The organism is Aeromonas sp. QDB34 (assembly GCF_027705405.1).
In the GTDB taxonomy this organism is placed as follows: Bacteria; Pseudomonadota; Gammaproteobacteria; order Enterobacterales; family Aeromonadaceae; genus Aeromonas; species Aeromonas hydrophila.
On record NZ_JAPDBT010000023.1, the window covers coordinates 1 to 17,489 of the forward strand.

At 54.5% G+C, this 17,489-nt stretch carries 31 protein-coding genes; 1 reads left to right on the forward strand and 30 read right to left on the reverse strand.

Annotation, left to right across the window (positions count from 1 at the left end; genetic code table 11):
• Positions 1–425 precede the first annotated feature (425 nt).
• From rplQ to rpsJ, 28 genes are all read right to left on the reverse strand, one after another.
• Positions 426–809: a 50S ribosomal protein L17 gene (gene rplQ, locus OKC29_RS19800; protein WP_005307999.1), complete on the reverse strand. Its 384-nt coding sequence runs from the start codon at positions 807–809 to the stop codon at positions 426–428.
• Positions 810–852: 43 nt separating this feature from the next.
• Complete coding sequence (locus OKC29_RS19805) at positions 853–1,842, reverse strand: DNA-directed RNA polymerase subunit alpha (RefSeq protein ID WP_005307997.1); 990 nt, start codon at positions 1,840–1,842, stop codon at positions 853–855.
• A gap of 25 nt (positions 1,843–1,867) precedes the next feature.
• Positions 1,868–2,488, reverse strand: coding sequence for a 30S ribosomal protein S4 (rpsD, locus tag OKC29_RS19810; protein ID WP_011704319.1), 621 nt, complete (start codon positions 2,486–2,488; stop codon positions 1,868–1,870).
• 39 nt (positions 2,489–2,527) lie between these two features.
• A complete protein-coding gene (rpsK, locus tag OKC29_RS19815) occupies positions 2,528–2,917 on the reverse strand; it encodes a 30S ribosomal protein S11 (RefSeq protein WP_005319702.1) in 390 nt (129 codons plus the stop codon).
• A 14-nt stretch (positions 2,918–2,931) separates the two neighbouring features.
• On the reverse strand, positions 2,932–3,288 hold the full coding sequence (rpsM, locus tag OKC29_RS19820) for a 30S ribosomal protein S13 (RefSeq protein ID WP_005307991.1): 357 nt from the start codon (positions 3,286–3,288) through the stop codon (positions 2,932–2,934).
• Positions 3,289–3,427: 139 nt separating this feature from the next.
• On the reverse strand, positions 3,428–3,541 hold the full coding sequence (rpmJ, locus tag OKC29_RS19825; RefSeq protein ID WP_005319705.1) for a 50S ribosomal protein L36: 114 nt from the start codon (positions 3,539–3,541) through the stop codon (positions 3,428–3,430).
• Between the two features lie 27 nt (positions 3,542–3,568).
• Entirely contained in the window at positions 3,569–4,897 is a 1,329-nt protein-coding gene (gene secY / locus OKC29_RS19830; protein WP_010672567.1) for a preprotein translocase subunit SecY, read from the reverse strand.
• 8 nt (positions 4,898–4,905) lie between these two features.
• Positions 4,906–5,343 carry a 50S ribosomal protein L15 gene (rplO, locus tag OKC29_RS19835; RefSeq protein ID WP_005307987.1) on the reverse strand — a complete coding sequence of 146 codons (438 nt, stop codon included), beginning with the start codon at positions 5,341–5,343 and terminating at the stop codon, positions 4,906–4,908.
• A 2-nt stretch (positions 5,344–5,345) separates the two neighbouring features.
• On the reverse strand, positions 5,346–5,525 hold the full coding sequence (gene rpmD / locus OKC29_RS19840) for a 50S ribosomal protein L30 (RefSeq protein WP_005307985.1): 180 nt from the start codon (positions 5,523–5,525) through the stop codon (positions 5,346–5,348).
• Between the two features lie 6 nt (positions 5,526–5,531).
• Positions 5,532–6,032, reverse strand: a complete 501-nt coding sequence (gene rpsE, locus OKC29_RS19845; protein ID WP_011704318.1) for a 30S ribosomal protein S5 — start codon at positions 6,030–6,032, stop codon at positions 5,532–5,534.
• A gap of 14 nt (positions 6,033–6,046) precedes the next feature.
• Positions 6,047–6,400, reverse strand: a complete 354-nt coding sequence (rplR, locus tag OKC29_RS19850) for a 50S ribosomal protein L18 (protein ID WP_011704317.1) — start codon at positions 6,398–6,400, stop codon at positions 6,047–6,049.
• Between the two features lie 9 nt (positions 6,401–6,409).
• Entirely contained in the window at positions 6,410–6,943 is a 534-nt protein-coding gene (gene rplF / locus OKC29_RS19855) for a 50S ribosomal protein L6 (RefSeq protein ID WP_005307981.1), read from the reverse strand.
• A gap of 13 nt (positions 6,944–6,956) precedes the next feature.
• Positions 6,957–7,349 carry a 30S ribosomal protein S8 gene (rpsH, locus tag OKC29_RS19860; RefSeq protein ID WP_011704316.1) on the reverse strand — a complete coding sequence of 131 codons (393 nt, stop codon included), beginning with the start codon at positions 7,347–7,349 and terminating at the stop codon, positions 6,957–6,959.
• Between the two features lie 21 nt (positions 7,350–7,370).
• On the reverse strand, positions 7,371–7,676 hold the full coding sequence (rpsN, locus tag OKC29_RS19865; RefSeq protein WP_011704315.1) for a 30S ribosomal protein S14: 306 nt from the start codon (positions 7,674–7,676) through the stop codon (positions 7,371–7,373).
• Between the two features lie 10 nt (positions 7,677–7,686).
• Entirely contained in the window at positions 7,687–8,226 is a 540-nt protein-coding gene (gene rplE, locus OKC29_RS19870) for a 50S ribosomal protein L5 (protein WP_005331162.1), read from the reverse strand.
• A gap of 13 nt (positions 8,227–8,239) precedes the next feature.
• Positions 8,240–8,557 (reverse strand): 50S ribosomal protein L24, encoded by a 318-nt coding sequence (gene rplX / locus OKC29_RS19875; protein WP_005307977.1) that lies wholly within the window; start codon positions 8,555–8,557, stop codon positions 8,240–8,242.
• Positions 8,558–8,568: 11 nt separating this feature from the next.
• Complete coding sequence (gene rplN, locus OKC29_RS19880) at positions 8,569–8,937, reverse strand: 50S ribosomal protein L14 (RefSeq protein ID WP_005307975.1); 369 nt, start codon at positions 8,935–8,937, stop codon at positions 8,569–8,571.
• Between the two features lie 147 nt (positions 8,938–9,084).
• Complete coding sequence (rpsQ, locus tag OKC29_RS19885) at positions 9,085–9,333, reverse strand: 30S ribosomal protein S17 (protein WP_005307966.1); 249 nt, start codon at positions 9,331–9,333, stop codon at positions 9,085–9,087.
• Positions 9,333–9,524 carry a 50S ribosomal protein L29 gene (gene rpmC / locus OKC29_RS19890; protein ID WP_005307965.1) on the reverse strand — a complete coding sequence of 64 codons (192 nt, stop codon included), beginning with the start codon at positions 9,522–9,524 and terminating at the stop codon, positions 9,333–9,335. The genes rpsQ and rpmC overlap by 1 nt, the downstream gene beginning before the upstream one ends.
• Complete coding sequence (gene rplP / locus OKC29_RS19895; RefSeq protein ID WP_005307963.1) at positions 9,524–9,937, reverse strand: 50S ribosomal protein L16; 414 nt, start codon at positions 9,935–9,937, stop codon at positions 9,524–9,526. The genes rpmC and rplP overlap by 1 nt, the downstream gene beginning before the upstream one ends.
• Before the next feature lie 13 nt (positions 9,938–9,950).
• Positions 9,951–10,664, reverse strand: a complete 714-nt coding sequence (gene rpsC / locus OKC29_RS19900; protein WP_005331168.1) for a 30S ribosomal protein S3 — start codon at positions 10,662–10,664, stop codon at positions 9,951–9,953.
• Between the two features lie 3 nt (positions 10,665–10,667).
• Entirely contained in the window at positions 10,668–11,012 is a 345-nt protein-coding gene (rplV, locus tag OKC29_RS19905; RefSeq protein ID WP_011704314.1) for a 50S ribosomal protein L22, read from the reverse strand.
• A gap of 10 nt (positions 11,013–11,022) precedes the next feature.
• Entirely contained in the window at positions 11,023–11,301 is a 279-nt protein-coding gene (gene rpsS, locus OKC29_RS19910; RefSeq protein ID WP_005307960.1) for a 30S ribosomal protein S19, read from the reverse strand.
• Positions 11,302–11,323: 22 nt separating this feature from the next.
• A complete protein-coding gene (gene rplB, locus OKC29_RS19915) occupies positions 11,324–12,145 on the reverse strand; it encodes a 50S ribosomal protein L2 (RefSeq protein ID WP_005307957.1) in 822 nt (273 codons plus the stop codon).
• Between the two features lie 15 nt (positions 12,146–12,160).
• Positions 12,161–12,463, reverse strand: a complete 303-nt coding sequence (gene rplW / locus OKC29_RS19920; RefSeq protein ID WP_005307955.1) for a 50S ribosomal protein L23 — start codon at positions 12,461–12,463, stop codon at positions 12,161–12,163.
• Positions 12,460–13,065: a 50S ribosomal protein L4 gene (gene rplD, locus OKC29_RS19925; RefSeq protein ID WP_005340616.1), complete on the reverse strand. Its 606-nt coding sequence runs from the start codon at positions 13,063–13,065 to the stop codon at positions 12,460–12,462. Before rplD ends, rplW begins: the two co-directional genes overlap by 4 nt.
• A 17-nt stretch (positions 13,066–13,082) precedes the next feature.
• A complete protein-coding gene (rplC, locus tag OKC29_RS19930; protein ID WP_010672559.1) occupies positions 13,083–13,715 on the reverse strand; it encodes a 50S ribosomal protein L3 in 633 nt (210 codons plus the stop codon).
• A 22-nt stretch (positions 13,716–13,737) separates the two neighbouring features.
• Entirely contained in the window at positions 13,738–14,049 is a 312-nt protein-coding gene (rpsJ, locus tag OKC29_RS19935) for a 30S ribosomal protein S10 (RefSeq protein WP_005307944.1), read from the reverse strand.
• Between the two features lie 356 nt (positions 14,050–14,405).
• Between rpsJ and OKC29_RS19940 the strand changes: the two genes are divergently transcribed.
• Entirely contained in the window at positions 14,406–15,320 is a 915-nt protein-coding gene (locus tag OKC29_RS19940; protein WP_073348671.1) for a DMT family transporter, read from the forward strand.
• Positions 15,321–15,355: 35 nt separating this feature from the next.
• On the opposite strand, the gene envZ is transcribed toward OKC29_RS19940, so the two are convergent.
• On the reverse strand, positions 15,356–16,666 hold the full coding sequence (envZ, locus tag OKC29_RS19945) for a two-component system sensor histidine kinase EnvZ (RefSeq protein ID WP_017410611.1): 1,311 nt from the start codon (positions 16,664–16,666) through the stop codon (positions 15,356–15,358).
• A complete protein-coding gene (gene ompR, locus OKC29_RS19950) occupies positions 16,663–17,382 on the reverse strand; it encodes an osmolarity response regulator transcription factor OmpR (protein WP_073348670.1) in 720 nt (239 codons plus the stop codon). The genes envZ and ompR overlap by 4 nt, the downstream gene beginning before the upstream one ends.
• Between the last annotated feature and the right edge of the window lie 107 nt (positions 17,383–17,489).

Consider the following 17,489-nt stretch of genomic DNA (forward strand, 5'->3'; position numbering starts at 1 on the left):
TAAAATTGCAAAAAACTGCAGTTTTTTAGTTATTCATATCCAAGCACAGCTTTTATACAAACTTATCCACAGAAACCACCACATCCAGAGCTAGATTAGCCACTCCTCTACGAGCAACTCATGCCATTGGCTGGCTTTTCTGTAACAGATGAATGGAAGATCATCATTCGATAATAAGGGATACCTACCTATATAAGGAACTACACGATCAAGAGTAGGCAGTTGAGGCAGTTGAGGCAGTTGAGGCAGTTGAGGCAGTTGAGGCAGTTGAGGCAGTTGAGGCAGTTGAGGCAGTTGAGGCAGTTGAGGCAGTTGAGGCAGTTGAGGCAGTTGAGGCAGTTGAGGCAGTTGAGGCAGTTGAGGCAGTTGAGGCAGTATCAAAATCCATTAAAAGAAAAGCCGGGACAAGCCCGGCTTTTTCTTTATCACTCAGCAGCTGCTTCAGCAGCGGCCGGGCGGTCTACCAGCTCAATGTAAGCCATAGGGGCGTTGTCGCCTGCACGGAAACCGCATTTCAGAATGCGAGTATAGCCGCCGGCGCGCTCCAGGTAGCGCGGGCCCAGTTCATTGAACAGCTTAGCCACGATCGCGTTATCGCGAGTACGGGCAAATGCCAGGCGACGATTAGCAACGCTATCAGTCTTGGCAAGGGTGATCAGCGGTTCAACTACACGACGCAGCTCTTTTGCCTTAGGCAGAGTCGTCTTGATGATCTCATGACGAACCAGGGAGCTGGCCATGTTGCGGAACATAGCCTGACGATGGCTGCTGTTCCGGTTCAGTTGACGACCACTCAAACGATGGCGCATGACCTTATCCTTCTAACTAAATCTGTGAAACCCGTAATCTGGATTACTCGTCAGCGATGCTGGCGGGCGGCCAATTCTCGAGGCGCATGCCAAGAGACAGACCACGGGAGGCCAACACGTCCTTGATCTCAGTCAGGGACTTCTTACCGAGGTTAGGAGTCTTAAGCAACTCAACTTCGGTACGCTGTACCAGATCACCAATATAGTGGATAGCTTCTGCCTTCAGACAGTTCGCAGAACGAACTGTCAGCTCCAAATCATCGACAGGACGCAGCAGAATCGGATCAAACTCGGGTTTCTCTTCTTTCTTCTCGGGCACGCTGACATCGCGCAGATCCACGAAGGCTTCCAGTTGCTCGGCCAGAATAGTGGCAGAACGACGGATGGCTTCTTCAGGATCCAGAGTACCATTGGTCTCCATGTCGATGACCAGCTTGTCCAAGTCGGTACGCTGCTCCACACGTGCTGCCTCAACGTTGTAGGCAATACGAACGATGGGGCTGAACGCGGAGTCCAGCAGCAAGCGACCAATAGGACGCTCTTCATCATCGTTGTGAACACGAGCAGAAGCAGGCACATAACCACGACCGCGCTGAACTTTCAGGCGCATGCTGATTTCAGCATTAGCGCCAGTCAGGTGGCAGATTACGTGCTCCGGGTTTACGATCTCGACTTCATCACCGTGAGTGATATCACCAGCGGTAACGGGGCCTGTTCCAGACTTGGTCAGGGACAGAGTTACCTCGTCCTTGCCTTCCAGCTTCACAGCGATACCTTTCAGGTTGAGCAGGATTTCAAGAATGTCTTCCTGTACACCTTCTTTGCTGCTGTACTCATGCAGTACCCCGTCAATTTCGACTTCAGTAACTGCACAACCGGGCATAGAAGACAGCAAAATACGACGCAGGGCATTACCCAGCGTGTGACCAAAGCCACGCTCAAGTGGCTCGAGAGTCACTTTCGCATGAGTCGGGCTAACTTGCTCGATGTCAACTAGCCGCGGTTTAAGAAAATCTGTTACAGAACCCAGCATTGTGTCCTCTCTTTAGAAGCTAGCTTTACTTGGAGTAAAGCTCGACGATCAGCTGTTCGTTAATGTCGGCAGACAGGTCGGAACGCTCTGGCAGACGCTTGAAAGCACCTTCCATTTTAGCGGCATCAACCTCTACCCAAGTCGGCTTCTCGCGCTGACCAGCAACCTCGAGGGATGCTTTGATACGCGCTTGCTTCTTAGCCTTCTCACGAACGCAGATCACGTCCTCAGGGGAAACCTGGAAAGAAGGAATGTTCACAACGCGACCGTTGACCATGATGGCCTTGTGGCTCACCAGCTGACGAGATTCAGCACGGGTAGCACCGAAGCCCATACGGTAAACAACGTTGTCCAAACGACCTTCCAGCAGCTGCAACAGGTTTTCACCGGTGTTACCCTTTTGACGGGCAGCGTCGCGGTAGTAGTTGCGGAACTGTTTTTCCAATACGCCGTAGATACGACGAACTTTTTGTTTCTCGCGCAGCTGAACACCGTAGTCAGACAGACGCGCTTTACGCGCACCGTGTTGACCAGGAACGGTGTCAATCTTGCACTTAGAATCAATCGCACGAACACCAGACTTCAGGAAGAGGTCGGTGCCCTCACGACGGCTAAGCTTAAGCTTAGGACCGATATATCTTGCCATCTTCTTTCTCCAACAATCCTAGACCAAGTAGCTACAGCGTTACACGCGGCGCTTCTTGGGAGGACGACAACCGTTGTGCGGGATCGGAGTCACATCAGTAATGTTAGTGATGCGGAAACCAGCCGCGTTCAGAGCGCGGATGGAAGACTCACGACCGGGACCCGGACCTTTGACCATGACTTCCAGGTTCTTCACGCCGTATTCTTTGGCGATCTCACCAGCACGCTCAGCAGCTACCTGGGCAGCAAACGGAGTGGACTTACGGGAACCACGGAAACCTGAACCACCAGAGGTAGCCCATGACAGAGCATTGCCCTGACGGTCAGTAATGGTCACGATTGTGTTGTTGAAAGATGCATGAACGTGCGCAATACCGTCGCTCACTTGCTTTTTAACGCGCTTGCGAGCACGAGTCGGAGTTTTAGCCATTTTCTACCTTCCCGTTACTTCTTGATAGCCTTGCGCGGACCCTTACGGGTACGAGCGTTGGTCTTGGTACGTTGACCACGAACAGGCAGGCTACGACGGTGACGCAAACCACGGTAGCAACCCAGATCCATCAATCGCTTGATGTTCATGGAAATCTGACGACGCAGGTCACCTTCAACGGTGAATTTACCTACTTGTTCACGCAGACTCTCGATCTGAGCTTCGTCCAGGTCTTTAATTTTCACATTCTCAGCGATACCGGCTGCGGCACAGATGGCCTTGGAGCGGGTACGACCGACGCCATAAATAGCAGTCAAAGCGATGACTGCATGCTTATGGTCAGGAATGTTAATGCCAGCGATACGGGCCACTATTCACTCCTACATATAGTAGATTACGACCACCACAAAGCCCGTGAGCGGATACGTGGCGGTCAACCAATACACAACAAAAGTTGGCTGGCTATATTAGCCAGCACAACTATTTGTTGCAAGTACTAACCGTAAAAAATTAGCCTTGGCGCTGTTTATGCTTTGGCTCGCTGCAAATCACACGCACCACACCGTGACGCTTGATGATTTTGCAGTTACGGCAGATTGCCTTAACGGAAGCACGAACTTTCATTGCTTAACTCCGTAACTACGCCGACCTTTAGCGGCCGTAGCCCTTCAGGTTGGCCTTCCTCAGGACATCACCATATTGATGAGACATCATATGGGTCTGAACCTGAGCCATGAAGTCCATGATAACTACCACGATAATCAGCAGCGAGGTGCCACCGAAGTAGAACTGTACGTTCCAGGCAGTCATCAAGAACTGGGGTACCAGACAGATAAAGGTTATATAGAGCGCACCTGCCAATGTCAGGCGAGTCATAACCTTATCGATATAACGTGCTGTCTGCTCGCCCGGGCGGATCCCCGGGATAAAGGCTCCACTCTTCTTCAGGTTGTCTGCTGTCTCGCGGGGGTTGAACACCAGCGCGGTATAGAAGAAGCAGAAGAAGATAATGGCTGCTGCATAGAGCATCTCATACAAGGGCTGACCCGGCTGCAGGACCATAGAGACCTGTTGCAGGATGTCAGCGATCTTGCCCTCGCCCTGACCAAACCAAGAAGTAATGGTCCCTGGGAAGAGGATGATGCTGGATGCGAAAATCGCAGGAATCACACCGGCCATATTCACTTTCAACGGCAGGTGTGTGCTTTGCGCGGCAAATACCTGGCGGCCTTGTTGACGCTTGGCATAGTTAACGACGATACGACGCTGACCACGCTCCACGAACACCACAAAGTAAGTCACTGCGAAAACAATCAAGCCCAGCAACAACAACAGCAGGATGTGCAATTCCCCTTGACGTGCCTGTTCGGCCGTAGCGCCAATGGCATGAGGCAGACCAGCAACGATACCTGTGAAGATAATCAACGAGATACCATTACCAATCCCACGCTCGGTAATCTGCTCACCCAACCACATCAAGAACATGGTACCGGTGACCAGACTCACAACGGCCGTGAAATAGAAGCCCAAACCCGGATGAGTCACGAGTCCTTGCATCATATTCGGCAGACCGGTTGCAATACCAATGGCCTGGAACGTTCCCAAAACCAGCGTGCCCCAACGGGTATATTGGCTAATCTTGCGACGGCCGGATTCACCTTCCTTCTTGAGTTCAGCAAGAGCGGGGTGAACCACAGTCAGCAGCTGGATAATGATCGACGCCGAAATGTACGGCATGATCCCCAGCGCAAGAATAGAAGCACGCGAGAGTGCACCACCACTGAACATGTTGAACATCTCAATGATGGTGCCCTTCTGTTGTTGGAACAACTCGGCCAGTACGGCGGCGTCAATACCAGGAATCGGCACATAAGAGCCTGCACGGAAAACGATAATCGCCCCGAGAACGAAGAGCAGACGGCTCTTCAGTTCACTCAGACCACCCTGTGCTTTAACATCCAATCCTGGTTTCTTAGCCATTGTACTGATTATTCCTCGATTTTACCGCCAGCGGCCTCGATGGCTGCACGTGCACCTTTGGTGACGGACAGACCACGAACGGTCACAGCACGGTCAATGTTGCCAGACAGAACAACTTTAGCGAACACGATGTTTTTAGTAATAACACCGGCTTGCTTCAGAGTGCTCACGTCGACCACATCACCTTCTACCAGGGCGATTTCGTTCAGGCGCACTTCGGCAGAAACCAAAGATTTGCGAGAGAAGAAACCGAACTTCGGCAGACGGATTTTCAAAGGCATCTGGCCGCCTTCGAAACCGTTGCGGACTTTGCCGCCACCGGAACGAGAGGTTTGACCTTTAACACCACGACCACCGGTCTTGCCCAGACCAGAACCGATACCACGGCCCGGACGGTGCTTAACGCGCTTGGAGCCAGCGGCCGGAGACAGAGTATTCAGACGCATGCTTAGCCCTCCACCTTAACCATGTAATAAACCTGGTTGATCATGCCGCGTACGCAGGGAGTATCTTCCAGCTCAACGGTGTGACCAATGCGACGCAGACCCAGACCACGCAGAGTCGCCTTGTGCTTTGGCAGACGGCCGATAGAGCTGCGAGTTTGAGTTACTTTTACAGTGTTAGCCATGTCGCATTACCCCAGAATTTCTTCAACGCGCAGACCACGCTTGGCAGCGATCTGGGCCGGGGATTGACCCTGTACCAGAGCGTCGACAGTTGCGCGAACAACGTTGATTGGGTTGGTGGAACCGTAGGTCTTGGCCAGCACGTTGTGGATACCAGCAACTTCCAGAACAGCACGCATGGCGCCGCCTGCAATGATACCAGTACCTTGAGAGGCCGGCTTCATGAACACGGTGGAACCGGAGTGAACACCGCGCACCGGGTGGTGCAGAGTGCCGTTGTTCAGCTCAACCTTGTTCAGGTTACGCTTAGCCTGTTCCATCGCTTTTTGAATAGCGGCCGGAACTTCACGGGCTTTACCGTAACCGTAACCTACACGGCCGTTACCATCACCCACCACGGTCAACGCGGTGAAGGACATGATACGACCACCTTTAACAGTTTTCGAAACACGGTTTACTGCAATCAGCTTTTCTTGCAGTTCGCCGGCTTGAGATTCGACTTTAGCCATCTTCGACTCCTAGCTTAGAACTGAAGACCAGCGTCACGTGCAGCAGCTGCCAGAGCAGCGATGCGACCGTGATACTTGAAACCGGAACGATCGAAAGATACGTTCTGAACGCCTTTGGCAATAGCACGCTCAGCGATTGCTTTACCTACCGCGGTCGCTGCATCAGCGTTACCGGTGTATTTAATAGCTTCACTGATGGCTTTCTCTACTGTGGAAGCAGAGGCCAGAACTTCGGAACCGTTGGCTGCAATAACCTGCGCATAGATATGACGCGGGGTACGGTGAACAACCAGACGGGTAGCTCCCAGTTCCTGCATCTTTTTCCGAGCACGAGTAGCACGACGGAGACGAGCTGCTTTCTTGTCCATAGTGTTACCTTACTTCTTCTTAGCTTCTTTAGTACGCACTTGCTCGTTGGCATAGCGTACACCCTTGCCCTTGTAGGGCTCCGGAGCGCGGTAAGCACGGATATCGGCGGCGACTTGGCCAACCAGCTGCTTGTCGACACCACGCAGAACGATTTCTGTGGCAGTCGGGCACTCAGCGGTCACACCAGCCGGCAGCGCATGCTCTACCGGGTGAGAGAAGCCCAGAGCCAGCGCAACAGCATTGCCCTTGATGGAGGCTTTATAACCTACACCAACCAGCTGCAGCTTGCGCTCGAAGCCTTGGGTAACACCGATTACCATGTTGTTGACCAATGCACGGGCAGTACCGGCCTGAGCGTCAGCACCAGCGATGCCGTCGCGCGGGGCGAACTTCAGTACATTGTCTTCTTTGGTCACTTCTACACCGGCGTGAATAGAGCGAACCAAGGAACCTTTACCACCTTTGATGGACAGTTCCTGGCCGTTCAGAGTCACCTCTACGCCAGCAGGAATAGTGACGGGTGCCTTAGCAACACGAGACATTTCCTACCTCCTATTAAGCGACGTAGCAGATGATCTCACCGCCCATGCTTGCCTTGCGGGCAGCACGGTCAGTCATCACACCTTTAGACGTGGACACGATAGCAACACCGAGACCGCCCATAACTTTCGGCAGATCAGTAGTGCGCTTGTAAATACGCAGGCCGGGACGGCTCACGCGTTGGATCAGTTCTACAACTGGCTTGCCCTGGAAATATTTCAGTTCAATTTCCAGTTCCGGCTTCACGTCACCAGCTACGGAGTAGCCAGTGATGTAACCTTCTTCTTTCAGCACTTTGGCGATAGCCACTTTCAGCTTGGAAGAAGGCATGGAAACCGCAACTTTGCTCGCCGCCTGACCGTTACGGATGCGGGTCAGCATATCCGCGATCGGATCTTGCATGCTCATAAGTCTAACTCCCGAGATTCGTTACCAAGAAGCCTTCTTCAGGCCCGGAATTTCGCCCTTCATGGCATGCTCACGCACCTTGATGCGAGACAGGCCAAACTTGCGCAGGAAACCGTGCGGACGACCAGTAATATTGCAACGGTTACGCTGGCGGGACGGACTGGAATCACGGGGCAGCTGTTGCAGTTGCAGGACAGCATCCCAACGCGCTTCTTCAGAAGCGTTCATATCAACAATGATAGCTTTCAGCTCGGTTCGCTTGGAGGCGAACTTGGCTACCAGCTTCGCACGCTTTGCTTCACGTGCTTTCATGGAAGTTTTAGCCATAACCCTAACCTTACTTGCGGAATGGGAAGTTAAAGGCAGCCAGCAGAGCACGGCCTTCTTCATCGGTATTCGCGGAAGTGGTGATGGTGATATCCAGACCACGGACGCGATCGACCTTGTCATAGTCGATTTCCGGGAAGATGATTTGCTCACGCACGCCCATGGAGTAGTTACCACGACCGTCGAACGCTTTAGCGTTCAGGCCACGGAAGTCACGGATACGCGGTACGGAGATGCAAATCAGCCGTTCCAGGAACTCCCACATACGCTCGCCACGCAGGGTTACTTTACAACCTATCGGGTAGCCTTCACGAATCTTGAAGCCCGCAACAGATTTGCGAGCTTTGGTGATCAGCGGCTTCTGACCGGAAATGGCAGCCATATCGGCAGCAGCATTTTCCAGCAATTTCTTGTCAGAGATCGCTTCACCAACACCCATGTTCAGGGTGATTTTCTCGATCCGAGGGACTTGCATGATAGTCTTGTAACCGAACTGTTTGGACAGTTCATTTACTACATCGGATTTGTAGTAATCATGCAGTTTCGCCATCGTTAAACTCCAATTACTTCACAAGTTCGCCGGTGGATTTGAAGAAACGGACTTTTTTGCCGTCTTCAATCCGGAAACCAACGCGGTCAGCCTTGCCAGTGGCAGAGTTGAACAGCGCTACGTTAGATACATCGATGGGGGCTTCTTTGGTGACGATACCGCCAGCCTGACCCAGTGCGGGTACCGGCTTCTGGTGTTTCTTCACCTGGTTGATGCCTTCCACGATTACCTTACCTTTTGCAATCAGGACTTGAGTGACTTTGCCACGCTTGCCCTTGTCTTTGCCGGTAAGAACAATCACTTCGTCTTCGCGACGGATTTTAGCTGCCATCGTTCGACTCCTTACAGTACTTCGGGTGCCAGGGACACAATCTTCATGAACTTCTCATTACGCAGTTCACGAGTCACCGGGCCAAAAATACGAGTACCGATTGGCTGTTGGTTGTTGTTAAGCAACACAGCCGCATTGTTGTCGAAACGGATGACAGAGCCGTCCGGACGACGAACGCCTTTACGGGTGCGTACGACCACCGCGTTATACACATCACCTTTCTTCACTTTACCGCGAGGAATGGCTTCCTTGATGGAAACCTTGATGATGTCGCCGATGCCGGCGTAACGGCGGTGCGAACCACCCAGAACCTTAATACACATTACACTGCGAGCGCCGGAGTTGTCGGCAACACCCAGCATACTTTGCATCTGGATCATCTTAGTGCTCCGCTTTGTTTACTTCTTATCCCTCTCGGGATCTGGCTGCCTTCAAAAGGCGCGAAACTATAACACAGGATTTTTAGAAAAGGTAGCCTAAAAAACAAACGGCCCCGCTAAGGGGCCGTTTGGACTACAAAGTACCGATTAGGCCTTTTCTACAACGGCAACCAGGGTCCAGGACTTGGTCTTGGACAGCGGGCGGCATTCGCGGATTTCCACGAGGTCGCCAGCTTTGCATTCGTTGTTTTCATCATGTACGTGCAGCTTGGTAGTGCGCTTGATGATCTTACCGTAGATCGGGTGCTTTACCTTGCGCTCGATAGCAACAGTGATGGACTTGTCCATCTTGTCGCTGATTACACGACCTTGCAGAGTACGGATCTTGTCAGTCATTACGCACCTGCCTTCTCAGTCAGTACAGTCTTGATACGTGCGACGTCACGACGCACTTGTTTCAGAGTGTGAGTCTGAGCCAGCTGGCCGGTGGAAGCTTGCATGCGCATGTTGAATTGCTCACGCAGCAGACCCAGCAGCTCCTGGTTCAGTTCTTCGACGCTCTTTTGACGCAGATCTTGGGCTTTCATCACATCACCGTCTTAATTACGAAAGTGGTCTGAACGGACAGCTTAGCTGCGGCCAGGGCAAACGCTTCACGCGCCAGAGCCTCAGGTACACCATCCATCTCGTACAGAACCTTGCCAGGCTGGATCGGGCAAACCCAGTATTCCACGTTACCCTTACCTTTACCCATACGAACTTCGAGGGGCTTTTCGGTGATGGGCTTGTCCGGGAACACACGGATCCAGATCTTGCCTTGACGCTTAACGTGACGGGTCATGGCACGACGGGCTGCTTCGATTTGACGAGCAGTCAGTTGACCACGGGATGTCGCCTTCAGGCCAAAGGTACCGAAGGATACTTCGTTACCAGAGTTGGCCAGACCGCGGTTACGACCCTTGTGGGTCTTGCGGAATTTAGTACGCTTTGGTTGCAACATTTACCGAATCTCCTTACTTAGCAGCGCGGCGCTTGTTGTCACGCTTGGGCTTTGCAGGAGCTTGCTCTTGAGCAGCAGCGGCATTAACAGCAGCCAGACCGCCCAGAACTTCGCCCTTGAAGATCCAAACTTTAACGCCGATCACACCGTAAGTGGTGTGGGCTTCAGAAGTTGCGTAGTCGATGTCGGCACGCAGGGTGTGCAACGGCACACGACCTTCACGGTACCATTCGGTACGCGCGATTTCAGCGCCGCCCAGACGACCGGAAACTTCCACTTTGATGCCCTTGGCACCCAGGCGCATTGCGTTCTGTACGGCGCGCTTCATAGCACGACGGAACATTACACGACGCTCCAGCTGGGAAGTGATGCTGTCGGCAACCAGTTTGCCATCCAGCTCCGGCTTGCGGACTTCGGAAATGTTGATCTGAGCAGGCACGCCAGCAATTGCGGCTACAGCTTTGCGCAGTTTCTCAACGTCTTCGCCTTTCTTACCGATCACAACACCCGGACGAGCGGTGTGAATGGTCACACGGATGCTCTTGGCCGGACGCTCGATGGTGATCTTGGACAAGGACGCGTTTTTCAGTTCCTTGGTCAGGAACTGGCGTACTTGAAAATCGCTGTACAGGTTGTCAGCGAAGTCTTTGGTGTTCGCGAACCAGGTAGAATTCCAAGGCTTGGTAATACCCAGGCGAATGCCATTAGGATGTACTTTCTGACCCATTGCTTATCTCCCAGCCTTAGCGTCGGATACCACTACGGTGATGTGAGCGGTACGCTTGAGGATACGATCCGCACGACCTTTGGCACGCGGACGGATGCGCTTCATGGAGGGACCTTCGTCGACCATGATAGTAGCAACACGCAGCGCGTCGATATCGGCGCCTTCGTTGTGCTCAGCGTTTGCAATGGCAGATTCCAGCACTTTCTTCACCAGAGCTGCAGCCTTTTTCGGGCTGAAGGTCAGGATGTTCAGAGCCTTGTCTACGGACAGACCACGTACTTGATCGGCTACCAGACGAGCTTTCTGGGCAGAAGTACGGGCATAACGGTGTTTAGCGATAGCTTCCATCATTTATCCCTTAGCGCTTCTTAGCCTTCTTATCAGCAGCATGGCCGCGATAAGTACGAGTCGGTGCGAATTCACCCAGTTTGTGACCGATCATTTCTTCGGTAACGAAAACCGGAACGTGCTGACGACCATTATGGACAGCGATGGTCAAACCGATCATGTTCGGGATGATCATTGAACGACGGGACCAGGTCTTAACCGGCTTTTTATCCCCGCTTTCCACCGCTTTCTCTACCTTCTTCAGCAAGTGCAGGTCAATAAATGGACCCTTCTTGAGAGAACGTGGCATGGTGATTCCTCTATGTTAACAATTACTTGTTACGACGACGTACGATGTACTTGTCGGTACGCTTGTTCTTACGGGTCTTGAAGCCTTTAGCCTTCTGGCCCCATGGGGACACAGGCTGCATGCCCTTGTTGCGACCCTCACCACCACCGTGCGGGTGGTCGACCGGGTTCATCGCCATACCGCGAACGGTCGGACGAATACCACGCCAGCGGTTTGCACCGGCTTTACCCAGTTGACGCAGCATGTGCTCGGAGTTACCAACTTCACCGATGGTGGCGCGGCACTCGGCCAGAACTTTACGTACTTCGCCGGAACGCAGACGCAGAGTTACATAGTTACCTTCACGAGCCAGGATCTGGATGAAAGTACCAGCGGAACGAGCCAGCTGGGCACCTTTACCAGGCTTCATCTCAACAGCGTGAACGGTAGAACCGACCGGGATGTTGCGCATCGGCAGGGTGTTACCTACCTTGATTGCGGCATCAGCACCAGAAGCGATTGCATCACCAGCTTTCAGGCCTTTCGGAGCCAGGATGTAACGACGCTCACCGTCTGCATACAGCACCAGGGCGATGTTTGCGGTACGGTTAGGATCGTATTCCAGGCGCTCTACTTTGGCCGGGATACCGTCTTTGTCGCGCTTGAAGTCGACGATACGGTAGTGTTGCTTGTGACCACCGCCGATGTGACGGGTGGTGATGCGGCCGTTGTTGTTACGACCACCGGACTTGTCTTTCTTGTCCAGCAGAGCTGCAAAGGGCTTGCCCTTGTACAGGTCTTGGTTGACGATCTTGACGACGTGGCGGCGGCCCGGAGAAGTAGGCTTGCACTTAACGATTGCCATTTTTCAGAACTCCTCTTACTCGGCTGCGCCCATGAAGTCGATGTCCTGACCAGCTTTCAGGGTCACATAAGCCTTTTTCCAATCGGAACGACGGCCTACGCGTGCACCTGCGCGCTTGGTCTTACCCTTCATGTTCAGGGTACGGACGGTCTCAACTTCGACCTCGAACAGTTTCGCAACTGCAGCTTTGACTTCCGCCTTGGTGGCATCAACAGCAACTTTGAACACGATAGTGTTCTGCTTTTCTGCGACCATGGTGCTCTTTTCAGAGATGTGCGGAGCCTTCAGAACTTTCAGCAGACGCTCTTCACGGATCATGCCAGCATCTCCTCGATTTGCTTAACTGCGTCAGCAGTCATCAGAACCTTGTCGAAAGCGATCAGGCTGACCGGGTCGATACCGGCAACATCACGCACGTCAACTTTGTACAGGTTACGAGCAGCCAGGAACAGGTTCTCATCGACTTCAGCAGTCACGATCAGAACGTCAGTCAGTTCCATTTCTTTCAGCTTGGCGATCAGTTCTTTGGTCTTCGGAGCTTCGATGCCGAACTTCTCAACAACGATCAGGCGCTCTTGACGTACCAGCTCGGACAGGATGCTACGGATAGCACCGCGGTACATCTTCTTGTTTACTTTCTGGCTGTGATCTTGCGGCTTAGCTGCAAAAGTCACACCACCGGAACGCCAAATGGGCGAACGGATGGAGCCAGCACGGGCACGACCAGTACCCTTCTGACGCCACGGCTTTTTGCCGCCACCAGACACTTCAGAGCGAGTCAGCTGCGCACGAGTACCCTGACGGGCACCAGCGGCATAAGCAACGACAACCTGGTGAACCAGAGCTTCGTTGAATTCGCGCCCGAAGGTAGTCTCGGAAACTTCAAGAGCGCTCTTGGCGTCTTTCATTACCAATTCCATTACTATCTCCTCAGACGTTACGCTTTGACGGCAGGTTTAACGATCACGTTGCCGTTGGTTGCACCCGGTACTGCGCCTTTGATGAGCAGCAGGTTGCGTTCAGCGTCAACACGAACCAGTTCCAGGTTCTGAGTCGTTACACGCTCAGCACCCATGTGACCAGCCATCTTTTTGCCCTTGAATACACGGCCCGGGGTCTGGTTTTGACCGATGGAGCCAGGTACACGGTGGGACAGAGAGTTACCGTGGGTCATATCCTGGGTGCGGAAGTTCCAGCGCTTAACAGTACCGGCAAAACCTTTACCCTTGGATGTGCCGGTAACGTCTACCAGCTTAACGTCAGCGAGAAGATCTACTTTCAGCTCGCTACCAACAGTGAAAGTTTCACCGTTGTTCAGGCGGAATTCCCACAGACCGCGACCGGCTTCTACACCAGCTTTGGCGAAGTGGCCAGCTTCCGGCTTGGTTACACGGCTGGCTTTCTTGGCGCCAGTGGTAACCTGAATAGCGTTGTAGCCGTCGGTTTCTACAGATTTGACCTGAGTTACACGGTTAGCTTCAACTTCGATAACAGTCACCGGGATAGAAACGCCATCTTCAGTGAAGATGCGAGTCATACCCACTTTGCGACCTACAAGACCGATTGTCATTGTTATCAACCTCTTTCCGTAATTAACCCAGGCTGATCTGGACGTCTACACCAGCTGCCAGATCCAGACGCATCAGGGCGTCAACGGTCTTGTCAGTCGGCTCAACGATGTCTACCAGACGCTTGTGAGTGCGGATCTCGTACTGATCACGCGCATCTTTGTTGACGTGCGGGGAGATCAGGACGGTGAAGCGCTCTTTGCGAGTCGGCAGCGGAATAGGACCGCGAACCTGCGCGCCGGTGCGCTTTGCAGTTTCAACGATTTCCGCAGTGGATTGATCGATCAGGCGATGATCAAAAGCCTTCAGGCGGATACGGATTCTTTGGTTCTGCATTGACAGAGCTCCAATAGATAAAAGAACATAAATCAACACCGCCCGACCGAGATTGCTCCCGCCAGAGGTGTGATTTTTCACGTTTCCTCCCATATCGGGAGGACTGTATGGCTGGCCCCCGCAAGCGGGAAACTCAGCAAGCAGACATATCGTCTGGCTTACCTCATGGGTAAGCGGAGGGGATTATACGGATTTTTTCAATTTGCGCAAGAGAAGGCGAACAGATTGTGCGCAATTTTATGTGACAGATGGATCTCGCCAACGGCTGGGCAAGCCCTTGCCTGACAGGGGTAACGACAATGTTGCAAACAGGCTGGTAGACTGTGCGCCGGCCTTCGTCATCGGAACGACACCCCATGCTCAAAGATCAGAAAAAAGCCTATCAATATGGACTCTGCGCCGTCGCCCTCTGGTCGACGGTCGCCAGCGCCTTCAAGATCTCCCTCGCCTACTTTGAACCGGTACAGCTGCTGCTGGTCGCGGCCTGCACCTCGACCCTGACGCTGGGGGGGATCGTGGCCTGTCAGGGCAAACTGCCGCTGTTGCTCGGCTACATCAAGAGTCGTCCCCTCTACTATCTGGCACTGGGGGTACTCAACCCCTTCCTCTATTACCTGCTGCTGTTCAAGGCGTATGACCTGCTGCCCGCCCAACAGGCACAAACCCTCAACTACACCTGGGCCATCACCCTCAGTCTGCTGGCGGTGCCCTTCCTCGGTCAGAAGCTGCGCCGCCGCGACGGGGTCGCCATCGTGCTCGGCTACTTCGGCGCGCTGGTGATCGCCACCAGGGGGGATGTATTCGGTCTGCAGTTCGACAGCCCCCTCGGCGTCACGCTGGCACTGGTATCGACCCTGATCTGGGCCGGCTACTGGATCCTCAACACCCGCAACCAGGGCGACCCCATCGTCAGCCTGCTGCTGGGCTTCCTCATCAGCCTGCCCTTCATCGTCGCGGCAACCTGGCTGCTCTCGGACTTTGCCATGACCGCTTGGCAGGGGTGGGCCGGCGCCATCTACGTGGGGTTGTTCGAGATGGGTTTTGGATTCGTGCTCTGGCTGATGGCGCTGCGCCACGCCACCAACACGGCCCCCATCAGCAACCTCATCTTCATCTCGCCGTTTGCTTCGCTGGTGCTGCTCAACCTGTTGATCGGCGAAACCATCCACCCGGCCACCCCCATCGGGCTGGCGCTCATCGTCGCCGCCCTGCTGATCCAGCAACTGAAATACGGCAGGCGCTACCGCAAGACCAGCGAGCCGCAAGCCTGACATGCAAAGGGCGTATCCACGGATACGCCCTTTGTTCAATCAATCCACTCCAGCGGCTGGTTCTTGGGCAGCCGGATCTCCACCAGCAAGCCCCCCAGCTCGGAGCGCCCCAGCCTGATGGTGCCATGATGCTGGGACACAATCTTGGCGACGATGGCCAACCCCAGGCCGCTGCCGCTGCCGGTACGGGCCTCGTTGCCCTGGGTGAAGGGTTTGAGCACCCGGTAGTAATCCTGCTCCGGAATGCCGGGGCCATCATCCGACAGGCGCAGCCGCACCCAGTGACCATCGTCCTTGAGCTCGGCCTGCAGCCGGCTCGCACCGTAGCGCAGCGAATTGCCCGACAGGTTGTTGAGGATGCGGCGAATGCTGATGGGATTGCAGGCCACCCGCACCGCCTCGGCCGGCAACTCGAGCTCCACCTCCAGACCCTGATCGGTCTGCACCAGCAAGCTGTCGTGGATCAGCTGGGTCAGGTCGATCTGCTGGGTATCCAGCCCCTCGTCCGGCCGAATGTAGTCGATGAACTGATCGATGATGCCATTGGACTCGTCAATGTCCGCATTGATGCTCTCCTTGAGGTACTCATCCCCGGAGGACATCATTTCAGTCGCCAGCCGGATACGGGTCAGCGGGGTACGCAGATCGTGGGAGACACCCGCCATCATCAGGTTACGCTCCTCGATCAGGCCCTTGATGGAACTCGACATGTGATTGAAGGTGCGAGTCAGCCGACGCACCTCCCGCGAGCCCTGCTCCCCCAACGCATCGGGGAAATTGCCGCGCGCCACCGCCACGGCCCCCGCTTCCAGATCCTCCAGCGGCCGCACCAGCTGGCGGGCAAAGCGCCAGGCTGCGAACAGGGTCACCACCAGCAGCACACTCATGTAGAGGATCAGCGGCTCGATGTCGTCGTCCTCGATCTCGGTCAGCGGGATGCGCACCCACACCTTGTTGGCCTGGGGTGGCTGGATCCAGATGATGTAGTGATCCTGGATCTCGACCCTGACCTTGGTCTTGCCTCCCAGTTCGCGGCTGATGCTCTCTTCCAGATAGGTGTAGGGCTTGGACTCGTTGAGCCCGTGCTGCTCTGCCTCGGTCTGGGTATAGATGTCGCTGCCGGTCGCCACATAGACCAGCGCCTCGGCGTCTTCACTCAGCGCCAGCTGGTTGCTCTCGACCGGGAAGATGAGCTTGACCTGGTTGGCCAGCAGGTGGCTGATCTGCTTGACGGTCGGCGCCAGCAGATAGTTGTAGAAGGTGGCATAGGAGACAAACTGATAGACCACCAGCACGGCGGCCAAAAACCAGAGCATGCGGGAAAACATGCTGCTCACTTTCTTCATTCGCCATCACCGTCCGGCACGAACACATAGCCCAGACCCCAGACGGTCTGCAGATAACGGGGCTGCGCCGGATCCTGCTCCAGCAGGCGACGCAGACGGGAGACCTGCACGTCGATGCTGCGCTCGGTGGCGGTGTATTCACGACCGCGGGCCAGGTTCATCAGCTTGTCACGGGAGAGAGGCTCGCGCGGATGACTCACCAGCACCTTGAGCACGGCGAATTCACCGCTGGTCAGCGCAACCGGATCACCATCGCGGCTCAGCTCGCGGGTCGCCAGGTTGAGCTGATAGCTGCCAAAGCTCACCACCTTCTCGGCGGTAGAGGGGGCACCCGGCAACTCGATGGTGTGCCGGCGCAGCACGGCGCGGATCCGGGCCAGTAGCTCACGGGGATTGAACGGTTTGGGCAGGTAATCATCGGCCCCCATCTCGAGCCCGACGATGCGATCTACCTCATCCCCCTTGGCGGTCAGCATCAGCACCGGGATCTGGTTGCCAGCCTCGCGCAGGCGGCGGCAGATGGAGAGGCCGTCTTCCCCCGGCAGCATCAGATCAAGCACCATCAGGCTGAAGTTCTCACGGGTCAGCAGGCGGTCGGCCTGTTCACCATTGGCGACGCCCCGAACCACGAACCCCTGTTCGGTCAGGTAGCGCTCCAGCAGGGAACGTAATTTCAAATCATCGTCGACGACCAGAACCTTGTATTGCTGACTCATTGCTTGCCTCTCCTCTATATATGCTGCCAATACTAGAGCTCGGGCTCGTAACGGCCAAGCCTAAATATGTTACCGGTTATTGCCCATTCAGCCGATTTTGCGCCCCT